The 18,111-nt window shown below is 62.9% G+C and carries 16 protein-coding genes; 7 read left to right on the top strand and 9 right to left on the bottom strand.

Annotated elements, in window-relative coordinates:
* Positions 1 to 209: 209 nt before the first annotated feature.
* From ACESMW_RS07795 to ACESMW_RS07770, 6 genes are all read right to left on the bottom strand, one after another.
* Positions 210 to 1,451 carry a heme biosynthesis HemY N-terminal domain-containing protein gene (locus tag ACESMW_RS07795; RefSeq protein WP_372986480.1) on the bottom strand — a complete coding sequence of 414 codons (1,242 nt, stop codon included), beginning with the start codon at positions 1,449 to 1,451 and terminating at the stop codon, positions 210 to 212.
* A complete protein-coding gene (locus ACESMW_RS07790; RefSeq protein ID WP_372986479.1) occupies positions 1,448 to 2,569 on the bottom strand; it encodes a uroporphyrinogen-III C-methyltransferase in 1,122 nt (373 codons plus the stop codon). The genes ACESMW_RS07795 and ACESMW_RS07790 overlap by 4 nt, the downstream gene beginning before the upstream one ends.
* An 8-nt stretch (positions 2,570 to 2,577) precedes the next feature.
* Positions 2,578 to 3,390: a uroporphyrinogen-III synthase gene (locus ACESMW_RS07785; RefSeq protein WP_372986478.1), complete on the bottom strand. Its 813-nt coding sequence runs from the start codon at positions 3,388 to 3,390 to the stop codon at positions 2,578 to 2,580.
* Positions 3,371 to 4,312 (bottom strand): hydroxymethylbilane synthase, encoded by a 942-nt coding sequence (hemC, locus tag ACESMW_RS07780; RefSeq protein ID WP_372986477.1) that lies wholly within the window; start codon positions 4,310 to 4,312, stop codon positions 3,371 to 3,373. The genes ACESMW_RS07785 and hemC overlap by 20 nt, the downstream gene beginning before the upstream one ends.
* Before the next feature lie 78 nt (positions 4,313 to 4,390).
* The gene (locus ACESMW_RS07775) at positions 4,391 to 5,167 is read right to left on the bottom strand and encodes a LytR/AlgR family response regulator transcription factor (protein ID WP_372986476.1); all 777 of its coding nucleotides are present in this window, start codon (positions 5,165 to 5,167) and stop codon (positions 4,391 to 4,393) included.
* 13 nt (positions 5,168 to 5,180) lie between these two features.
* Entirely contained in the window at positions 5,181 to 6,269 is a 1,089-nt protein-coding gene (locus ACESMW_RS07770) for a sensor histidine kinase (RefSeq protein WP_372986475.1), read from the bottom strand.
* 55 nt (positions 6,270 to 6,324) lie between these two features.
* On the opposite strand from ACESMW_RS07770, the gene argH reads away from it, so the two are divergent.
* Positions 6,325 to 7,734: an argininosuccinate lyase gene (argH, locus tag ACESMW_RS07765; RefSeq protein WP_372986474.1), complete on the top strand. Its 1,410-nt coding sequence runs from the start codon at positions 6,325 to 6,327 to the stop codon at positions 7,732 to 7,734.
* Positions 7,735 to 7,755: 21 nt separating this feature from the next.
* Here the strand turns inward: argH and ACESMW_RS07760 are convergent, their stop codons facing one another.
* On the bottom strand, positions 7,756 to 10,197 hold the full coding sequence (locus ACESMW_RS07760; RefSeq protein ID WP_372986473.1) for an EAL domain-containing protein: 2,442 nt from the start codon (positions 10,195 to 10,197) through the stop codon (positions 7,756 to 7,758).
* A gap of 142 nt (positions 10,198 to 10,339) precedes the next feature.
* Here ACESMW_RS07760 and lptM point away from each other — a divergent pair, with 142 nt between their 5' ends.
* Genes lptM through xerC form a run of 5 tightly spaced genes read left to right on the top strand, consistent with a single transcriptional unit; the run spans position 10,340 to position 14,444 of the window.
* Positions 10,340 to 10,510, top strand: coding sequence for an LPS translocon maturation chaperone LptM (gene lptM, locus ACESMW_RS07755; RefSeq protein WP_372986472.1), 171 nt, complete (start codon positions 10,340 to 10,342; stop codon positions 10,508 to 10,510).
* Between the two features lie 35 nt (positions 10,511 to 10,545).
* A complete protein-coding gene (gene lysA, locus ACESMW_RS07750) occupies positions 10,546 to 11,796 on the top strand; it encodes a diaminopimelate decarboxylase (protein ID WP_372986471.1) in 1,251 nt (416 codons plus the stop codon).
* 14 nt (positions 11,797 to 11,810) lie between these two features.
* Positions 11,811 to 12,725: a diaminopimelate epimerase gene (dapF, locus tag ACESMW_RS07745; RefSeq protein WP_372986470.1), complete on the top strand. Its 915-nt coding sequence runs from the start codon at positions 11,811 to 11,813 to the stop codon at positions 12,723 to 12,725.
* Positions 12,726 to 12,742: 17 nt separating this feature from the next.
* The gene (locus tag ACESMW_RS07740) at positions 12,743 to 13,489 is read left to right on the top strand and encodes a DUF484 family protein (protein WP_372986469.1); all 747 of its coding nucleotides are present in this window, start codon (positions 12,743 to 12,745) and stop codon (positions 13,487 to 13,489) included.
* A gap of 25 nt (positions 13,490 to 13,514) precedes the next feature.
* Positions 13,515 to 14,444, top strand: a complete 930-nt coding sequence (xerC, locus tag ACESMW_RS07735; RefSeq protein WP_372986483.1) for a tyrosine recombinase XerC — start codon at positions 13,515 to 13,517, stop codon at positions 14,442 to 14,444.
* On the opposite strand, the gene ACESMW_RS07730 is transcribed toward xerC, so the two are convergent.
* Positions 14,438 to 14,671, bottom strand: coding sequence for a DUF2789 domain-containing protein (locus tag ACESMW_RS07730; protein ID WP_372986468.1), 234 nt, complete (start codon positions 14,669 to 14,671; stop codon positions 14,438 to 14,440). The genes xerC and ACESMW_RS07730 overlap by 7 nt on opposite strands.
* A 95-nt stretch (positions 14,672 to 14,766) precedes the next feature.
* Between ACESMW_RS07730 and ACESMW_RS07725 the strand changes: the two genes are divergently transcribed.
* The gene (locus tag ACESMW_RS07725; RefSeq protein ID WP_372986467.1) at positions 14,767 to 17,556 is read left to right on the top strand and encodes an ATP-binding protein; all 2,790 of its coding nucleotides are present in this window, start codon (positions 14,767 to 14,769) and stop codon (positions 17,554 to 17,556) included.
* Positions 17,557 to 17,567: 11 nt separating this feature from the next.
* On the opposite strand, the gene ACESMW_RS07720 is transcribed toward ACESMW_RS07725, so the two are convergent.
* Positions 17,568 to 17,933, bottom strand: a complete 366-nt coding sequence (locus ACESMW_RS07720; RefSeq protein WP_372986466.1) for a hypothetical protein — start codon at positions 17,931 to 17,933, stop codon at positions 17,568 to 17,570.
* Positions 17,934 to 18,111: the final 178 nt, after the last annotated feature.

Here is an 18,111-nt window from a genome sequence, read left to right as displayed (position 1 = left end):
TAATGTCTGGCGACCTGGTGAAGGCTGATCTCATTCTCAAGATAGAGCCGCGCCACCTGTATTTTGAAGGTCTTGCTGTAGGTTCTTTTCATGTAACCCTTCGAAAGTCGGTGTCCAACTTTCGGGGGTCACTTCAATCAGCGGCCGGGCATGAATTTGGGGTCAGATGAACGCTTTCATCTGACCCCTTCCTGGGTATGCCCCCAAGCTCAGGCCTTCGGCATCGGCAGCTCCGGCAGCCCGTTATCATGGGCCAGCCCCTGCATCATCAGTTTGATGCTCAGCTCTTCCTCGCCCATGTGGGCATTCAGCCGGCTCAGTTCGGCCAGGGCCTCGCGGCTGCGGCGCAGGCGCAGGCTGGTCTCGAAATACTCCCTGGCCTTGCCCCACAGCTCATTGCGCAGGCTGAGACGTCCGAGGGCCAGCAGGAGTTCGGGATTGTTGGGGCGGTCCTTGAGCCATTGCTCGGCCAGCAACAGCTGCTCATCCGTTTTCTGCCCTTCGATCCGCCCATAGAGGTTGATCAGCTCGTCACTCCAGTGGTTCCGCAGCACCTTGCGCAGCAGGGTTTCGGCCTGGGCCTCGTCGCCCAGTTTGGCCAGCAGGCGGGAGTAATCCCGGATGGTGTATTCATCCCGGCGCAGGAATCCGGGCAGTTCGTCCCACAAGCGGGTGAGAGGTTCCAGGGAGGCCTTCGGGTCTTCCTTGCGGGCCCGTTCACACTCCTCGGCCGCCCGTTCCAGCAGGTTGTGCCAGACTTCCCGTTCCAGCTCGTGAAACTCCGCTTCGGGCAGGACATCCCGCTTACGCAGTTCCGGCAACAGCCTGGACAGTTCGCGCCAGTCCTCGAGTCTCAGGTAGGTATTCTTCAGCAGCTTCAGTACAAAAGGATGATGCGGTGACTGCTTGCGCAGCCTTATCAGGGTGGCGAGCGCCTGTTCCAGGCGGTTGCCCGCCAGCTGTAGCTGGGCCTGGGTGATACCCACGGCAAGATCCGAGCCCGGGGTGCTCTCGAAGGCCTGGCGCAGCAGGTCATCCACCGCCTCATGGTCGCCGGACTCGAAGGCCGCCTGGGCTGCGGCCAGGTAGTTGATCAGCGGCGTATCGGCCTTGTCGGCAGCGGAGGTCAGCAGTTTCCGGGCCCTGGGCCAATTACCCTCGGCCAGTGCCAGCAGCCCCTGGGTGGTGCGGCGCCGGGCGCGGCGCTCGTTGCCCCGTGCGATCCAGCCAGCCACCACGCCGGTGCCCTGGCGAAAACGGCGGATCAGGCTGATGGCGACAACCGTAAGTACCACCAGCACCACAAACAGCGCCAGGCCCACCCAGAAATTGGTTTCCACCAGGTAGTGGCCCAGACTGACCCGGATATAGCCAAGGTCATATTGCAGGCCCAGCGCCAGGCCGGTGCCGATCAGCAGTGCAATCAGGATAATCAGCAGGAGGCGGATCATGATTCCGTGCCTCCGGCGCCGGCACTGGTCTCCTCGCCGTCTTCGCCATTGCCATCGAGCCGGCCAGCCAGGCGTTGCTTGAGAAGATCGAGGGATTTGCTGATGTCCGGCAGTTCCGGATCGACGTTACGGGTGGCCAGCTCTGCGAGGGTATCCGACAGCGCTTTCACCCGGGGATTTTCCGGGTTGTACCAGTCGCTGACAGCAGCCCGGGCTTTGGCGAGGGCGCGCTCGTACAGGGCCTGATTGCCACGCAAGACGGCCATTTCCGCTTCTTCCAGCATCAGCTGGAGGTTGAGCCGGGCGTAAGCACTCTGGTCCGGTGACAGCAGGGGTTTGACGGGCTCATCCAGCCGGCGTACCACCACAACCCGGCCGAGGGTGTCGGTGAACTGGTTCCAGGCCTGGGCGAGCAGGCCCGGACCGCCTTCGGTGGCGTCCAGGGTAGCTCCGCCGTCTTCGCCCACGAATCCGGGCGCGGACTCGTGGATAAGGGCCTGATCCGTGAGCTGGTTGACGCTGTCGATACCGGCTTCGAGGGTGAGGTAAAGGCCGGTCCGGTCGACGTTTTCAATGCCTTTGAGGGCGAGCAGTTCCCGGGCCAGCTGTTGGCGCACCGGGTAGACGCCGATGTCATCGGACTCGGCCAGCACCTCGTCGGCGGCCCGCAGGGCGGAGATGGCGCCGCCGATGTCTTTCTCGATCTGCAGGCGCTGGTTGGCGATTCGCAGCAGGTATTCCGCCTCGGCCAACAGCCAGTCGGTGCGGGTGCGGTTACCGGCTTCGAGTAATTCCCGGGCGTTGTGGTCAATCTGGCGTTGCTGGGTGGCAATCAGTTCGCGCTGGGCGGCAAGTTTCTCCTCCAGGGACTGGATTCTCTGGGCCTGTTGGCTGCCCCGGTCACCATAAAGGTCTTCAAGCTGACGGGTATCCTGTTGCAGGCTCTCGAGAGTCTGTAAAGTGGCCTGGTGCGCCTGCCATTGCTGCCAGCTCCACAGGGCCAGGGCAATGGCGACGACCAGTGCAACAATCGCGAGCAACCACAGGGGCCAGAGTTTCTGGCGGCTGGGTTGTTCCCGGGGGATGGGAGCGGGCAGTTGATCGGTTGTTTCAGTCACGGGCGTCCTTACGTTTTATTTGCGGCGCCACCGTTTCTGCCATAAAGCTGTGCTGCAACAGTGGCCACGATGTCATTATCGGCAAGACTTCCTGGTACACACGGTCTTTCGAATCCCGCCTCCCGGGCCGTCTGGGCCACACGTTCGGCGGGAACGATCAGTAACCTATCGTATAGATTATGGCCGCTCTTCGCACATAGTGCGATGAGATTGTTCAAGGTTTCCCCGGACAGTGCCACGATGACCTCCGGTGCAAACTGGCCGAGGGCAAGGTTTACTTCCTCCTGAGAGTAGTCCGGGCAGAACCGTCGGTACAGGGGCAGCACGGTGACTCTTGCGCCTCTCGATTCCAGGGTCTGACGGATCAGCTCACGCCCGTCCTCGCCCCGGGCAATCAACACCTGCTCTCCGTTCGGCCGGGCCAGGGAGGGGAGTTCCAGCAGGGCTTCGCTGGTCCAGCCGCTCGCCGGCCGGCGCACCGACAGGCCGTGGCCGGCCAGCACCGCTGCGGTGCCGGCGCCGACCGCATACCAGCGGATGCCCATGGGAATCTGGGGCCACCAGGTGTCGATTTCCTCCAGCAGCCGGCGGGCGGCGTAGGGGCTGACGGCGATAACGTGGGTGAACTGGTCGAGGTTCAGGACCGTGGTGCGGTTTTCCGGGGTTTCCGGCAGTGGCTCCCGGTCGATCAGCGGCAGGACCCGGACTTCGGCGCCGGCGGATTCGAAGGCCCGGGCAAGACGCCCGGCTTCCGGTTCCGGCCGGCAGATCAGGACCCGCCGGCCGGTCAGATCGGGATAATCAGCGTGGGGTGTGACCATAGATTTCCGCCAGTACCTTGTCTGCCCCCATGGCCAGCAGGTCTTCAGCGAGCTCACGGCCCAGGCGTTCGCCCTCGCTCCGGGGTGCCCGGCCTTCCACCCGGAAGATCTGCTCGCCGTTGACGGCGCCTACCAAACCGCGCAACCAGAGCGTGTCTTCGTCTTCCAGCAGCGCGTAGGCGGCGATGGGCACCTGGCAGCCACCTTCCAGGCGACGGTTCAGTGCCCGCTCGGCCCTGACCCGGTCCCACGTGTCGGTGTGGTTCAGGGGTGCGATCAGTTCCAGCAGTTCGGTGTCGTCCACCCGGCATTCGATGCCCAGGGCACCCTGGCCGACTGCCGGCAAGGAAACGGTGTCCGGCAGGCAGTAACGGATACGGTTGTGAAAGCCCAGACGCTTGAGGCCGGAGCTCGCCAGCACGATAGCGTCGTACTCCTCGGCATCGAGTTTCGCCAGCCGGGTATTCACATTCCCCCGCAGGACCTTGATCTGAAGGTCGGGGCGGTAGGCCCGCAGCTGGGCTTCCCGGCGCAGGCTGGCGGTACCGACCACGGCACCGTCCGGGAGGGCATCCACGGTCTCGTACTTGTTGCTGACGAAGGCATCGGTCGGATCCTCACGTTCGCAGATAGCCACCAGTCCCAGGCCTTCCGGGAACTCCATGGGCACGTCTTTCATGGAGTGCACCGCCAGGTCGGCACGACCGTCGAGCATGGCTTCCTCGAGTTCCTTCACGAACAGTCCCTTGCCCCCGATCTTGGCGAGCGGCACATCCAGGATTTTGTCGCCCTGGGTCTTGATCTTGACCAGTTCAACGCTGACGTTGTCGTGCAGGCGCTCAAGTTCGGCCTTGATGTGTTCTGCCTGCCAGAGCGCAAGGGCGCTGCTGCGGGTTGCGATGCGAAGGGTACGTTTGGACATGGCACTCACTGTCGGTTGGGAAAATGTTCGCCAAGGTTAACGCGTGACGGCAGAAATGTCCCGTGGTGAAAACCGCAGTCAGCCGGGCTGGTGCTCCTGCAACCACTGGCGCACATCGGCGGCGTGGCGTCGGCTGACCGCCAGACGCTCGGGCCTGTCCCGCAGGATGATCCGGCTCTGGCCTTCGGCGGTGCGCTCCAGTGCCTTGACGAAGCGCACGCCCACCAGGGTATTGCGGTGAACCCTCAGGAGTTGCTCGGGATAGCTCGCTTCCAGCTCCTTGAGGGTATAGTCGGAGACCGTCTCGCCGCCCAGGTGATGGATGGTGACGTACTTCTGATCCGCCTCGCAGTAGAGGATATCCGCCAGGTCAATCAGCTCCGTGCCACGGTGGGTCCGGACCGCCAGCTGGTCATTCCTGTGTTTGTTGCCGGCCAGCTGCTGGCGCTGGACCCGGTTGACCCGGCCGACCCGATCCAGGGCTTCGGCCAGGGCTTCCTTGCGCACCGGTTTCAGCAGGTAGGCGGTGGCCTGCACACCGAATGCCTGGATGGCGTAATGGTCGTAGGCGGTACAGAAAACCAGGGCCGGCGGGTGCTCCAGCTGGCTCAGGCGAGCCGCCGCCTCCATGCCATCCATGCCTGGCATGCGGATGTCCAGCAACAGGATGTCCGGCTCCATTTCGGCGACCTTTTGCAGGGTGCTGTCGCCATCGGCGGCTTCGCCGCAGATGCGATAGCCGGGCAGGGCGTCAACCAGTCGCCGGAGACGTTCCCTGGCAAGGGGTTCGTCATCGGCAATCAGGATGTTCAGGTTATGGTTGCCGTTTTCGGTCATGACGTCCGATCTGCTCATTGGTTTTCATTTATTACTGTTGGCTTGCCTTCCGCCGGGGCAGGCGAAGGGTCACGGTGTAGGTTTCGTGTTGATGACTGTGCTTGAGCACGGCCGGCTCGCCGAACAGCGCCTGCAACCGTGACTGGATGTTGGCCAGCGCCATGCGGTTACCCCGGTGGCGACGCTGGTCCTGTTCCGGTTTCGGATTCTGCACCATCAGGTAGGCAAACTCACCCCGGGCGGAAATCTCGATCCGGACGGTACCCCCTTCCGGACGTGGCTGGATGCCGTGGTAAATGGCGTTCTCGATCAGCGGCTGCAGGGTCAGGGGCGGAATGGCCTGGTGTTCCAGGCCGGGGCTGACGACCCAGTCCACCTGAAGGCGATCCCCCAGGCGCAGGCTTTCGATGGCCAGATAGCGCCGACACAGCTCCAGTTCCCGGGCCAGCGGGATCAGCTGGTCGGAGGTGCGCAGGCTGGCCCGGAACAGTTCGGAAAGATCCAGCACCGCCTCCTCGGCCTGTTCGGGACGGGTGGCAATCAGGCTGGCGATGGTGTTCATGCTGTTGAACAGGAAGTGCGGCTGGATCCGGGCCTGCAGTGCCGCCAGCCGGGCCCCCATCTCGGCTTCCCGCTGGGCCTGCCACTGCTGCTGGAGGTAGAAGTAGCGCAACACCATGAGCACGATCAGCAATGCCACCAGCAGCTTCTTGGCAATGCCCTGCCACTTGGTGACGCCGGGCTCGGGATGCAGGACCCGGTCGGCAAACAGGCTGAAGGCGAGAACGTCAGCGAGCACAATGGCAACGATGAGCAGGGTCGAACGGGTGATCGTCATCCGCGCCAGGCGGCTGCGAAGCAGGCAGATAAGGGCGACGCTGGTGAGGGTGGTCCACTGCACGAACAGGGACAGCAGGCCGAAGTAGTTCCAGTCGATCCAGCCGGTCTCGGTCTGCACGATCGACAGCACCAGCACGAAAAGTTCGCTGGTGACCAGAAGCAGGAATACGGCCCGCACCCGGCACAGGTCCGGGACGAAGAAATCAGGACTGCTCACACTTTTGTCGCCGTTCAGGGGTGTCTCCTTTGCACCGGTCAGAATGCTATAATCCCGCCACATCAAATGTACCCGTTGCCCGCAGATGATGCCGGGCCGTCAGCAGGAAAGATAGACCATGACGGATCAGAAAAAGTCTGACCAGACCACATCCTCCGAAAAACCCTGGGGCGGGCGCTTCAGCGAGCCCACCGATGCCTTTGTCGAGCGGTTCACCGCCTCCGTGGGCTTTGACCAGCGCCTGTATCATCACGACATTACCGGTTCGATTGCCCACGCCACCATGCTGGCGGAAGTGGGGGTGCTCACTACCGAAGAGCGGGACCAGATCATCGAGGGATTGGAGGGTGTGAAGGCCGACATCGAGGCCGGCAACTTCGAGTGGTCTGTGAGCCTCGAGGACGTGCACATGAATATCGAGGCACGGCTGACCGATCGTATCGGCATCACCGGCAAGAAACTGCACACAGGTCGCAGCCGGAATGACCAGGTGGCTACCGACATCCGCCTGTACCTGCGCGATGAGATCGATGTCATCGCCGAAGAGCTCGACCGCCTGCAGGCCGGCCTGCTTGACCTGGCCGAGCGCGAGGCCGACACCATCATGCCCGGTTTCACCCATCTGCAGACCGCCCAGCCGGTCACCTTCGGCCATCACCTGCTGGCCTGGTACGAGATGCTGGTCCGGGACGGGGAGCGCCTGCAGGACTGCCGCAAGCGGGTCAACGTGATGCCCCTGGGCGCCGCCGCCCTGGCGGGTACCACCTATCCCATCGACCGGGACATGACCGCCCGGCTGCTGGGCTTCGACCGGCCCACCGAGAACAGCCTGGATTCGGTCAGTGACCGGGACTTTGCCATCGAGTTCTGCAGCTTCGCGGCGCTGCTGATGACCCACCTGTCCCGCTTCAGCGAGGAACTGGTGCTGTGGACCTCCGCCCAGTTCGATTTCATCGATCTGCCGGACCGCTTCTGCACCGGTTCGTCCATCATGCCCCAGAAGAAGAACCCGGACGTCCCGGAACTGGTGCGTGGCAAGACCGGCCGGGTCAATGGTCACCTGATCAGCCTGCTGACCCTGATGAAGAGCCAGCCGCTGGCTTACAACAAGGACAACCAGGAAGACAAGGAGCCGCTGTTTGATACCGTCGATACCGTCAAGGGCTGCCTGAAGGCCTACGCCGACATGATTCCGGCGATCCGCGCCAAGGCGGACAATATGCGGGTGGCGGCCAAGGGCGGTTTCTCCACCGCCACCGACCTGGCGGATTACCTGGTCAAGAAAGGTGTGCCGTTCCGGGATGCCCACGAGATCGTCGGCAAGTCGGTAGCCTTTGGTGTGGCGGAAGGACGTGACCTGTCAGAGATGACCCTGGAGGAATTGAGGCAGTTCTCGGATGTGATCGGTGAAGACGTATTCGATGTGCTCACCCTCGAAGGCTCGGTCCAGGCCCGCAACCATCTGGGCGGCACAGCGCCGGAGCAGGTACGGGCAGCCGTCGCCCGGGCCCGAAAACTTCGGGGCTGAGCGGGATCTCCGGCGCCCGGCTCAGCCAACCGGGTGACCGGATGAGAGGCCGACCACCGCCGGCGTCAGGTCCTCCAGTGGCCGGGGATCTTCCAGGTGGGAGCCCTGGCCGAAGTGGATCCCGAGGGTCCGCACTCTGCGCAAGGTATGGTCGCTTTCAATGTGGGTGGCGACCGTGGTTTTCCCCGCCGCCTCGGCGATCCGGTGCAAGGCTTCCACCATCACCTGTTGCACCGGGTCCTCCTCCAGCTTTTCCATCATCCTGCGGTCCAGCTTGATGATGTCCACGGGCAATTTTGCCGCCAGGCTGTAACTTTCCACCGAGGCTCCCGCACCTTCCAGCGCCACCCGGCAGCCAATCTTGTGCAGGGCGTCGCACAGGATGGCGACATCGTCCGGATACTGGGTGGCGTGTTCCTCGCGGATTTCCAGGCAAAAGTATTCCGGCGAGAACGGCGAGTTGGCCAATTCGGCTTCCAGAAAGTCGGGGAAGGTGTCATCGAGCACGCTGGTGATGGACAGGTTGAAGCCGCAATACTTGATGCGTGGCTCCAGCAGCTTGTGTTGCGACAGCCAGTCGAGGGTCTGGCGGATGACCTGGCGGTCCAGGCGCTTGGCCAGGTCAAAGCGTTCGGTGACCGGCAGGAACTGGTCCGGCTGGAGCTGGCTCTGGCCATCCCGGAGCGCCGGGATGCGGCAGAGGATTTCAATATGGTCGCCCCAGGTCGCGCTGGCGACGGGTTTCAACGCCTGGTATTCGAGGAGCAGTCGATCGTTGTCCAGGGCTTCCCGGATCTGTTCCAGCCGCTGGGCAATCAGGTTCTCATCCATGTCGGAGGCAATTGCCCGGGCAGTGTGAATCCGGTTGCGTCCGGAGGTCTTGGCGGTATGGCACAGGTCCGCGGCCTGGGCCAGCAGCTTTTCCGGATCCCCGGGGAATTCTTTCTCCATCACCAGCAGACCGCCGCTGGCAGTGGTCTGCAGCTTGCTGCCCTGCCATTCGAAAACAAACCCCCGGACCAGTTCCCGGATATCGTCGGCAATTTTGCGGGCCCGGGGCTCGGGGCAGTTCTCGATCAGCAGTACGAAGGTATCCCCGGATAACCGGGCCAGGGCGTCCCGTTGCCGTATCCGCACCCCCAGATTGCCGGCCAGCTCCCGCAGGTAACGGTCGCAGGTGCCACTGCCGGCGGTTTCGTTGAAGCGGTTGAAATCGTCCAGGTCCAGGTACAGCAGGCTGTCGACGCTGTCCCGGTGGGTTTTCTGTTCCAGGGTCCGGAGCAGGCGGGCCAGGAATTCCCGCCGATTCATCAGGCCGGTGACCGGGTCACGGCGGATCCGGTCACCGGCTTCGCTCTGGCTGATCCGGGTGTGGGTGTTGCGGCCAACGTGAACGGCGCCGAGGATGTCGCCCTGGACGCTGGTCAGACGCTGGTAGTGAAACTCGTGGATGGGCAGGTCGCGATTCTGGTGGGCCAGGGGCATTTCCACCACGAAGCTGCCCCGCTCGAACGCCCGCTGCCAGAGCCGTTCGATCAGCCGGCGTTCGTTGGGGTGTTCCCGGAGCAGCTCTCTGAGATTGTCACCGACGGCCGGTGCCTTGCCGAAGGTCTGGGCGAACTGGCTGGCGTAGGACTGGTTGCAGTGCAGGAGCGTCAGACGCGTGTCTACCGCCGCCACCAGGTCGGGGGTTGCCTGACCGGTGGCTTCCATCAGCCGATGGCAATGGTCCAGAGCTTTTTCTTGTTCCATGATGGCGGTGCGATCCACCAGGGTGCCCACCAGGCGGTGGATGCGACCACCCTTGCGCAGTGCCCGGCCGTCCAGGGTCATGCGACACTGCTTCTGCCGTGCCGTCAGCACGTTCAGCTCCAGGGAAAATGCCTGGCCGGTGCGCATGCAGCGCCGGAACAGGGCCCGGACCCTGGACTGGCCGGTCTGGCAGTAGAACAGCGCCTGATCCGGCGTGATGTCCAGGCCCGGCCGTAGCTCCAACAACTGGTAGATGCCTTCACTCCAGGTCATCTCGTTGCTGGTGATGTCCAGTTCCCAGAGTCCGAACCGGGCAAGATTTTCAGCGGATTTGAGCAGGCCTGGATCCACGCGGGCGGCGTCGGCCAGTGCGATGGTGGCCCGGGCCGCCTGGTCGGAGTCATGGATGGCCTGTTTGAGGCTGAGCTGGGCAGTAAAGAAGAAACCGTCCCGGTGCCGGAAGGTCACCAGGATCTGTTGCCCGCCCTCGATCTGATGCCGGTTCACCGGTGCAAACGGGTCGTCCTGGCGGGAAGCCAGGATGCGATGGACCGGTTGCCCCACCAGCTCCCCGGCCTCATATCCCAGGACCGCCTCGGACTGATGGTCGACCTGGACCACGGTGCCTTCGTCGTCGATTCTCAGCAGGGTCTGGCGACCGTCCTGTGGTGTCTGGTCTGGCCGGTAGCGGCGAATCACGAATTCTTTCACGTGCGGGTAGCCTCAGGTGTCGGACAGTGGCTCCATGATACTGATACTGCCATGGAAAAGAAGGTCCGGGTCGGTTGCGGTGTCTCGCCCGCCGCCATGGGTGTCAGGTATACTGCGCCAAAGCAACTTTCCGGGGGCGCCCATGCCTTTTCGACTTTTTGCGATCTTCAGCCTCGTGCTTACCCTATCGCTGGCAGGCTGTGGCCAGAAGGGCCCGTTGTACCGTGACCAGGGCGGAGCCGCCACCAGCGAGGCGGTCCGGGCCGTGACCGACGGCCAGGCCGACGAAGACCGTGAACATAGTGATAACTGAGCAACTGCGCACCCGCTTAACGAATCAGGATATCCATGGACCACTTCAACTACCGTAACGGCGAGCTTTACGCCGAAGACGTCCCTGTCTCCGAAATCGCCGAGCGCTTCGGCACACCTGCCTACATCTATTCCCGGGCCACCCTTGAGCGCCATTACCGGGCCTACGACGATGCGCTCAAGGGCCGTCCGCACCTGGTGTGTTATGCGGTCAAGGCCAACAGCAACCTGGCGGTACTGAATGTGCTGGCCCGCCTGGGGGCGGGTTTCGATATCGTGTCTGTGGGTGAGCTTGAGCGGGTACTCCGGGCCGGCGGCGATGCCGGCAAGGTGGTGTTCTCCGGCGTTGGCAAGCAGGAGTGGGAAATGAAGCGCGCCCTGGAAGCGGGGGTTCGCTGTTTCAACGTGGAATCGGATACCGAACTGGACCGCCTGAACCAGGTGGCCGGTGAGCTGGGAGTGAAAGCCCCGGTTTCCCTGCGGGTCAACCCGGACGTCGATGCCGGGACCCATCCCTACATCTCCACTGGTCTGAAAGAGAACAAGTTCGGCATCGATATCGCCGAGGCACCGCAGGTCTATGCCCGGGCCGCGGCCCTTCCGAATCTGGAAATCCATGGCGTGGATTGTCATATCGGGTCCCAGCTGACTTCGGTATCGCCGTTCCTGGATGCCCTGGACCGGGTGCTGGCACTGATCGATACCCTGGCGGAGCAGGGTATCCGGATCCGCCATCTGGACATGGGTGGCGGCCTTGGGGTGACCTATGACCAGGAGCAGCCGCCCCAGCCCTCAGACTATGTGAAGGCCCTGGCGGAACGCCTGGGGGATCGTAACCTGGAACTGATCCTCGAGCCGGGGCGCTCGATTGCCGCCAACGCCGGGATCCTGGTGACCCGTGTCGAATTCCTGAAGTGCACCGAACACCGCAATTTTGCCATTATCGATGCCGCCATGAACGACCTGATTCGTCCGGCCCTTTACAGCGCCTGGCAGTCCATCATTCCGGTCCGACCACACCAGGACGGCGAGGAGAAAGCCTGGGACCTGGTTGGGCCCGTGTGCGAAACCGGGGATTTCCTGGGCAAGGACCGGCATTTGCGCCTGCAGGCCGGAGACCTGCTGGCGGTTCGCTCCGCCGGCGCCTATGGTTTTGTCATGAGCTCCAATTACAACACCCGCAACCGTCCCCCCGAACTGATGGTGGACGGTGACCAGGTTCACGTGGTGCGCCGCCGGGAAACCCTGGAGGACCAGCTCGCCCCTGAAAGTTGTCTGCCGGAATGACCGGGGAGCAGGAGATGAGTCAGCAGCGACGCGGCCAGGGTCCGACCCTCCGGTTTACCAAGATGCATGGGCTGGGCAACGATTTTATGGTGGTGGATGCCATCAGCCAGCCGTTCCGGCTGCGCCCGGAGATGATCCGGGAGCTGGCGGACCGGAATTTCGGCATCGGCTTCGATCAGTTGCTGGTGGTTGAGCCACCCGGGTTGCCGGACGTGGATTTCCGTTACCGCATTTTCAATGCCGACGGCTCGGAAGTGGAGCAGTGTGGCAACGGTGCGCGCTGCTTCGCCCGTTTCGTGCGGGACCAGCGCCTGACCAACAAGAAGGTCATCCGGGTCCAGACCGCCGGGGGTGTGATCGAACTTCGGATCGGGAAGGATGGCATGGTCATGGTCAATATGGGCGTGCCCGAGCTCAATCCGCCGGCAATCCCGTTTGCCGCGGACCGTCGCAAGGAGGTCTACACGGTGGATGTGGACGGCCAGACGGTGGAGCTCAGCGCCGTATCCATGGGCAACCCCCACGGCGTGTTGGTGGTGGATGACGTCGATACGGCGCCGGTGGAAACCCTGGGGCCGTTGCTGGAACGCCATCCCCGTTTCCCGGCCCGGGCCAACATCGGGTTCCTGCAGATCCTCGACCGTGGCCACGCCCGTTTACGGGTGTTCGAGCGGGGCTCCGGTGAGACCCTGGCCTGCGGCAGCGGTGCCTGCGCCGCCGTGGTGGCTGGCAATATCCGCGGCTTGCTCGATCAGCGGGTGGAACTGGAGCTGCGCGGTGGCAAGCTGGTCATCGAATGGCAGGGTGAGGGGGCGCCTGTTATGATGGAAGGCCCTGCGACCACAGTGTTTGAAGGGCAGTTGCGACTGCCAGGTGACAACCATGCCCGCCGCCGCAAGAGCGGTCGTTCCAACAGACAACGGTCCTGACAGCCCGGGAGAACGCGATGACAGAACAGACGGTCCGCAAGAAGGCCGAAGACCTCACGCCAGAACAGGTGGCCGACTACCTGAGGGCCAATCCTGACTTCTTTGTTGAGCAGGATGAGCTGTTGCGCAGCCTGACCCTGCCCCATGACAGCGGGCGCGCTATCTCCCTGGTGGAGCGACAGGTCCACCTGTTTCGCGAGCAGCGCGATACCCTGCGCCGCGAACTGGTTGAGCTGGTCTCCATCGCCCGTCATAACGACCGACTGTTCGAGAAAAGCAAGCGGCTGCTGATGCAGGTGATCGAGGCCCGAACCCTCAATGACATGGCGGCCGCCATCGATGATTCCATCCGGGGCGACTTCGGCCTGGATGCTGCCTCGGTCCTGCTGTTTACCGATCAGGACCTGCCGGAAGCGTCGCAGGGTGCCCTGCACGTGGTCGGTCCGGAGCTGGCGAGGGAGCGGCTGGGTATGCTGCTGGACGGCGAGCGGGCGGTCTGTGGACAGTTCCGGGAGAGCGAGCGGGAATTCCTGTTCCCGGATCGGGAAGAGCCGATTGCCTCGGTTGCCCTGGTGCCCCTGCGTCGTGAGGAACTGGTGGGCGTATTTGCGGTAGGAAGCTGCCAACCCGGTTACTTCGATCAGAGCATGGGTTCGCTGTTCCTGAGTTACATCAGCGACACCCTCAGTCGACTGCTGCCCCCCATGATCCAGCGTCACACCGGCAGTGCGCCGGTGGCCGATATCAGCGCGGAGTCCCGATAGCGTGTCAGCGGGGGCCGTCGCCACGATGCTGCCCGATTCCCTGGAGGAACCGCTGTCCCGGTTCGTGCGCCACCTGGCCTCCGAGAAGCGCCATTCGCCGCGTACCTGTGACAGTTATGAGCGGGATCTGAACCGGCTCGCTCTCTGGCTGGCGGAGTCCGGCCGTGACCAGTGGCGGTTGCTGCTCAGCCATGACCTGCGGCGTTATGTAGCGGTCCTCAGCCGGCAAGGCTTGAGCGGCCGCAGCATAGCCCGTCATCTTTCGGCCATTCGCCGATTCTATAACTTCCTGCTGCGGGAACGGCTGGTGACGGATAACCCTGCAGTGGATATCCGTGCCCCTAAAAGCGGCCGGCGTTTGCCCCGGGTGGCAGACGTGGACCAGCTTAGCCAATTGCTCGATGCCAGTCCTGATGACCCCCTCGAGGTAAGGGATCTGTGCATGTTCGAGCTGATGTACTCCTCCGGTTTGCGGCTGTCGGAACTGGCGAATCTCAACCTTGACTCTTTGGATCTGCGAGCCGGGGAAGTGCGCGTGGTCGGTAAAGGTAACAAGGAACGGGTGCTGCCGGTGGGGCGCAAGGCCGTGGACGCCATCCAGGCCTGGTTAGCGGTGCGACCGGAGCTGGCGCCGGAAGGCGAGAAGGCGGTTTTTGTCAGCCGTCGGGGGGATCGGCTCAGTCGCCGCAGTATCCAGTCGCGGCTGGGGCGTTGGGGTATTACCCGGGGCGCCGACCAGAAACTGCATCCGCACCTGTTACGGCATTCCTTCGCCAGTCATATGCTGGAATCCAGTGGCGATCTGAGGGCGGTACAGGAGCTGCTGGGCCACGCCGACATAGCCACCACCCAGGTCTATACCCACCTTGATTTCCAGCATCTGGCGCGGGTTTATGACCAGAGTCATCCCCGGGCCCGGCGCAACAAGTCCGGACCCGGTCCGGACGATCAGTGACGCATCATTGCGTCCAGCTCGTCGATGATTTCGGCCCAGTCACTATCCTCCTCCAGCCCTTCTTCCAGGAAGTGGGACTGGCTTTCCGACCAGAACGGAGCGTCCTGAAGGGCAATCTCCCGCGGGAGCGGGGAATGCCTGGCGACAAAGTCCTCGATGCTCTTGTTATCGGACGCCATGCCTAGTTGCTCGAACAGGGTGCTCAGGGAATGTTTGCTGGTGTCCATGGAGTACTGTCTCCTGGTTGAGGGTGTCTGAATGAAATCGCCAACGTTTGCAGGTATTGTTCACTGAACTTTAGCGAATCCCGGGAGGATATCCAGTGAAGGTCGTCCTTCGCTCCCTGTTACTATGCAGCCTGTTCGGCCTGTTTCAATCCCCTGTCCTGGCGGATCCTCCCCAGCCCTCGCCAGCGCCGGTGCTTGGCCAGTCTGACCTTGAGTGGCTGCAACAGCAGGAACGGTTTGTGGTGGGCGTCCGGGGCGGGCAGGTGCCGCTGGTTTTCGATACCGGCGACGGCGTGCTGGCCGGAACCTACATCGATTACCTGGCCCGCCTGTCCGACAAGCTGGGTGTGCCGGTGGATCCGGTGGTCCTGGGTGACAGTGAACAACCCGGTGCCGTACCACCGGAGACCGATGCGCTGCTGACCACCCACGCACCGGGAACCCGGATCGCCGGCGGCCAGCGCATGACCAAGCCACTGATGACGCTGACATACGGGTTGTTTGTCAGTGCCGGTGATGCCGCCATCCAGTCCCTCGCGGATCTGGAGGGGAGCCAGGTGGCCATCATCGAGGGTGACACCAATCAGTACGCGATGCTGGAGCCGGTGGAGGAGTTCCAGCCGGTGCCGGTGAACGGGATCGGTGAGGCAGTCAGCGCCGTGCTCTCCGGCCAGGCACAGGCATTTGTGGGGCCGGTGCCGGTGGTGTCCGACTATCTGCAGTCAGCGATGATCAATGGCATCGGCCTGGCCAGACTGCTCGATGACAAACAGGTGGATGTGACGCTCCAGGTGCCGGCGAAGCAGGACCGTCTGTTCCGGGTTCTCGACAGCGCGATTGCCGCCATCAGCCATAACGAGCACCGGGTGATCCGTCAGTCCTGGTTGCAGGCGGATGTGCCATCCATGGAACGCAGTGGCGTCGAACTTTCGGCCACCGATCTGGACTGGCTCAAACGCAATCCCAATCTGCGGGTAGCCTTCCGCTCGGACTGGCCGCCGTTCGAATACGAGCAGGATGAAAGGCCCACCGGCCTGGTGGCGGATCTGGTCACCCGGCTGGAATCCGAGTTGGGCATCCGCTTCAGTCGAAGCCTGGCAGGCGATCGCTCCCGGGCGGAACAGCAGCTGGTGGACGGCGAGGTGGACATCCTTCCCGGTCTTTCCAGAACGCCCCGTACCGAAAACGAATACCTGTTTACACGCGCCTATCTGAATGTACCCATTGCCCTGGTGATCCGCGATGATGGCCGCTTTATCGGCGACCTTCGGGAGTTGCGGGGTGAGCGTGTGGGTGTCGTCAATCGCCATGCCGCCCACGACTACCTGCTGATCAACCACCCCAACCTTGACCTGTATCCCATGGGGGATGTGGAGGAGGGGTTGCTGGCGCTGTCCAATGGCGATCTGGACGTCATGGTGACCCACATCCCGGCGGTCAGCTACACGGTCGCTCGCCTGGGATTGTCCAATCTCCGGATTACCAGTATTACCCCCTACCAGTACGATCTCAGGCTGGCGGTGCGCAAGGACAATCCGGAGCTGCACCGGATCCTTAACAAGGGCCTGTCGAACCTGGAGGCGTCGGAAACCGAGTCTATCTATAACCGGTGGATTCACCTGGATATCGAACAGGAAACCGACTACACCGTCGTGCGACGGGTGGTGCTGATCGCCATCGTGGTGGTGCTGATCTTCCTGTATTGGAACCGGAAGTTGTCCCGGGAGGTGGACGAGCGGATCCGCTCTGAAAATGCCCTGCGCCGGAGCGAGGACGAGTTGCGAGCAGCCAAGCTCGAGGCCGAGCGGCTGGCCCGGGAGGCCGAGGCCGCAAGCCGGGCCAAGAGCGAGTTCCTGGCCAACATGTCCCATGAGATCCGGACCCCCATGAACGCCGTGATCGGATACAGCGATTTGCTCAGTAACAGCGTGACCGATCCCCAGCAGCGCAGCTACCTGGACGCCATTCGCGCTGGCAGCCGGAGCCTGCTGATGCTGATCAATGACATCCTGGACCTGTCCCGGATCGAGGCCGGCAAGATGCGCCTGGACTATTCAGCGGTATCGGTGCGCCGCTTGCTGAGCGATGTCCGGCATATTTTCGATCTTCGCGCCCGCGACCAGGGCATTACCCTGGAAGTGAGCGTGGATTCGAGAATGCCCGCTGCAATGATGCTGGACGAGACTCGGCTGCGCCAGGTCCTGTTTAACCTGGTGGGCAATGCCATCAAGTTCACCCACGAAGGGGGTGTGACTGTCCGCGCCACGGCAAAACCGCTGAAAAATGTTCCGGACGAGGATGGCAAAGCGACGGAGCGCCAGTTCTATCAACTGGTGGTCAGGGTCAGTGATACCGGGATCGGGATACCTTCGGACCAGCTGGACCGGATTTTCGATGCCTTCGAACAGCAGGAGGGGCAGAACACCCGGCGTTACGGCGGCACCGGCCTGGGGCTGGCAATCAGCCGCAAGCTGGCGCGCATGATGGGCGGTGATCTGGCGGTGGAAAGTGAGCCCGGTGTGGGCTCGGTATTCACCGTGACGCTGCCGAAAGTCGAGGCGACGGTGGAGCAGGCAGAAGAGGATGGCGAGCCGAAAGAGGAGGAACGCTTGCTGGCCCAGACCCTGAGCATGCAGGAGCGAGGCTGGCTGCGACAGCAGCTGGCCCGGGATTTTGGCGATGAGTGGAAAACGGTCCGCGAGAGTGGGGACCCGGAACAGATGAAGGATTTTGCCCGCCGGATCGTGGCCTGGGGGCAGCGGCACCGGTCACCGTCGGTCACCCGTTACGGTGAAAAACTGCTGGCGGATGTGGAGGCGTTCAACCTGGATGCGGTGAACAGTGCGCTGGAGGTATTTCCGAAGCTGCTGGGGCGGCAGGGCTGACCTGCCGCTGATTACAGGCAGTCGAACTGGGAGCGCCGGTCGAAGGCGACGGACACCATGTCATAGCCGGATTCGGACAGGTTGCGGACAAGGTCACGGTCCTTCAGCAGAGTCATGCAGACCTTGTGGACACTGGCCTGCAGCTGCTCGGTGGGCGGTTCGCCCGCCGCGAAGCGGAAATCCACGATCAGGTATTTGCGATCCACCGTTGCCGCCACCGGAATATCCTCTCGGATGATGCTTTCATAGCCGATGTAGGTGGCCTGCTGCTGGGGGAAGACCTGGCTCATCAGCACGTCAATGTTTTCGGCGTGCGCCAGGGGCGCTGCCAGGAGAAGGCCGGCGATGATGGTGCGGGGGAAGGTTCGAAGGCTCATGTGTCCACTCCCTGGTTTCCTTTTGGGTAGTGTAACAAAGTGTAACATCTCGTTGCAGGCCATTATTGCAGAGTGTGCCGCCATTTGCGCCCGTGGTGGCAAAAGTTTTTCAATTGTTTGCAGTCTGTATACAGGCAGGCGGGGCTGCTCCGGGCGAGCGGATCAACTATTCTTTCAA

The organism is Marinobacter sp. (assembly GCF_041690455.1).
In the GTDB taxonomy this organism is placed as follows: Bacteria; Pseudomonadota; Gammaproteobacteria; order Pseudomonadales; family Oleiphilaceae; genus Marinobacter.
The sequence above is the reverse complement of the archived record's forward strand: the minus strand, read 5'-3'. Positions and strand labels throughout refer to the sequence as shown.

Coding starts and splice junctions, on each gene's coding strand:
- ACESMW_RS07720 (WP_372986466.1), bottom strand. CDS start 17,933: ATGAGCCTTCGAACCTTCCCCCGCACCATCATCGCCGGCCTTCTCCTG.
- ACESMW_RS07785 (WP_372986478.1), bottom strand. CDS start 3,390: ATGGTCACACCCCACGCTGATTATCCCGATCTGACCGGCCGGCGGGTC.
- ACESMW_RS07795 (WP_372986480.1), bottom strand. CDS start 1,451: ATGATCCGCCTCCTGCTGATTATCCTGATTGCACTGCTGATCGGCACC.
- lptM (WP_372986472.1), top strand. CDS start 10,340: ATGCCTTTTCGACTTTTTGCGATCTTCAGCCTCGTGCTTACCCTATCG.
- ACESMW_RS07770 (WP_372986475.1), bottom strand. CDS start 6,269: ATGTGGCGGGATTATAGCATTCTGACCGGTGCAAAGGAGACACCCCTG.
- dapF (WP_372986470.1), top strand. CDS start 11,811: ATGAGTCAGCAGCGACGCGGCCAGGGTCCGACCCTCCGGTTTACCAAG.
- argH (WP_372986474.1), top strand. CDS start 6,325: ATGACGGATCAGAAAAAGTCTGACCAGACCACATCCTCCGAAAAACCC.
- hemC (WP_372986477.1), bottom strand. CDS start 4,312: ATGTCCAAACGTACCCTTCGCATCGCAACCCGCAGCAGCGCCCTTGCG.
- ACESMW_RS07740 (WP_372986469.1), top strand. CDS start 12,743: ATGACAGAACAGACGGTCCGCAAGAAGGCCGAAGACCTCACGCCAGAA.
- xerC (WP_372986483.1), top strand. CDS start 13,515: ATGCTGCCCGATTCCCTGGAGGAACCGCTGTCCCGGTTCGTGCGCCAC.
- ACESMW_RS07775 (WP_372986476.1), bottom strand. CDS start 5,167: ATGAGCAGATCGGACGTCATGACCGAAAACGGCAACCATAACCTGAAC.
- ACESMW_RS07730 (WP_372986468.1), bottom strand. CDS start 14,671: ATGGACACCAGCAAACATTCCCTGAGCACCCTGTTCGAGCAACTAGGC.
- lysA (WP_372986471.1), top strand. CDS start 10,546: ATGGACCACTTCAACTACCGTAACGGCGAGCTTTACGCCGAAGACGTC.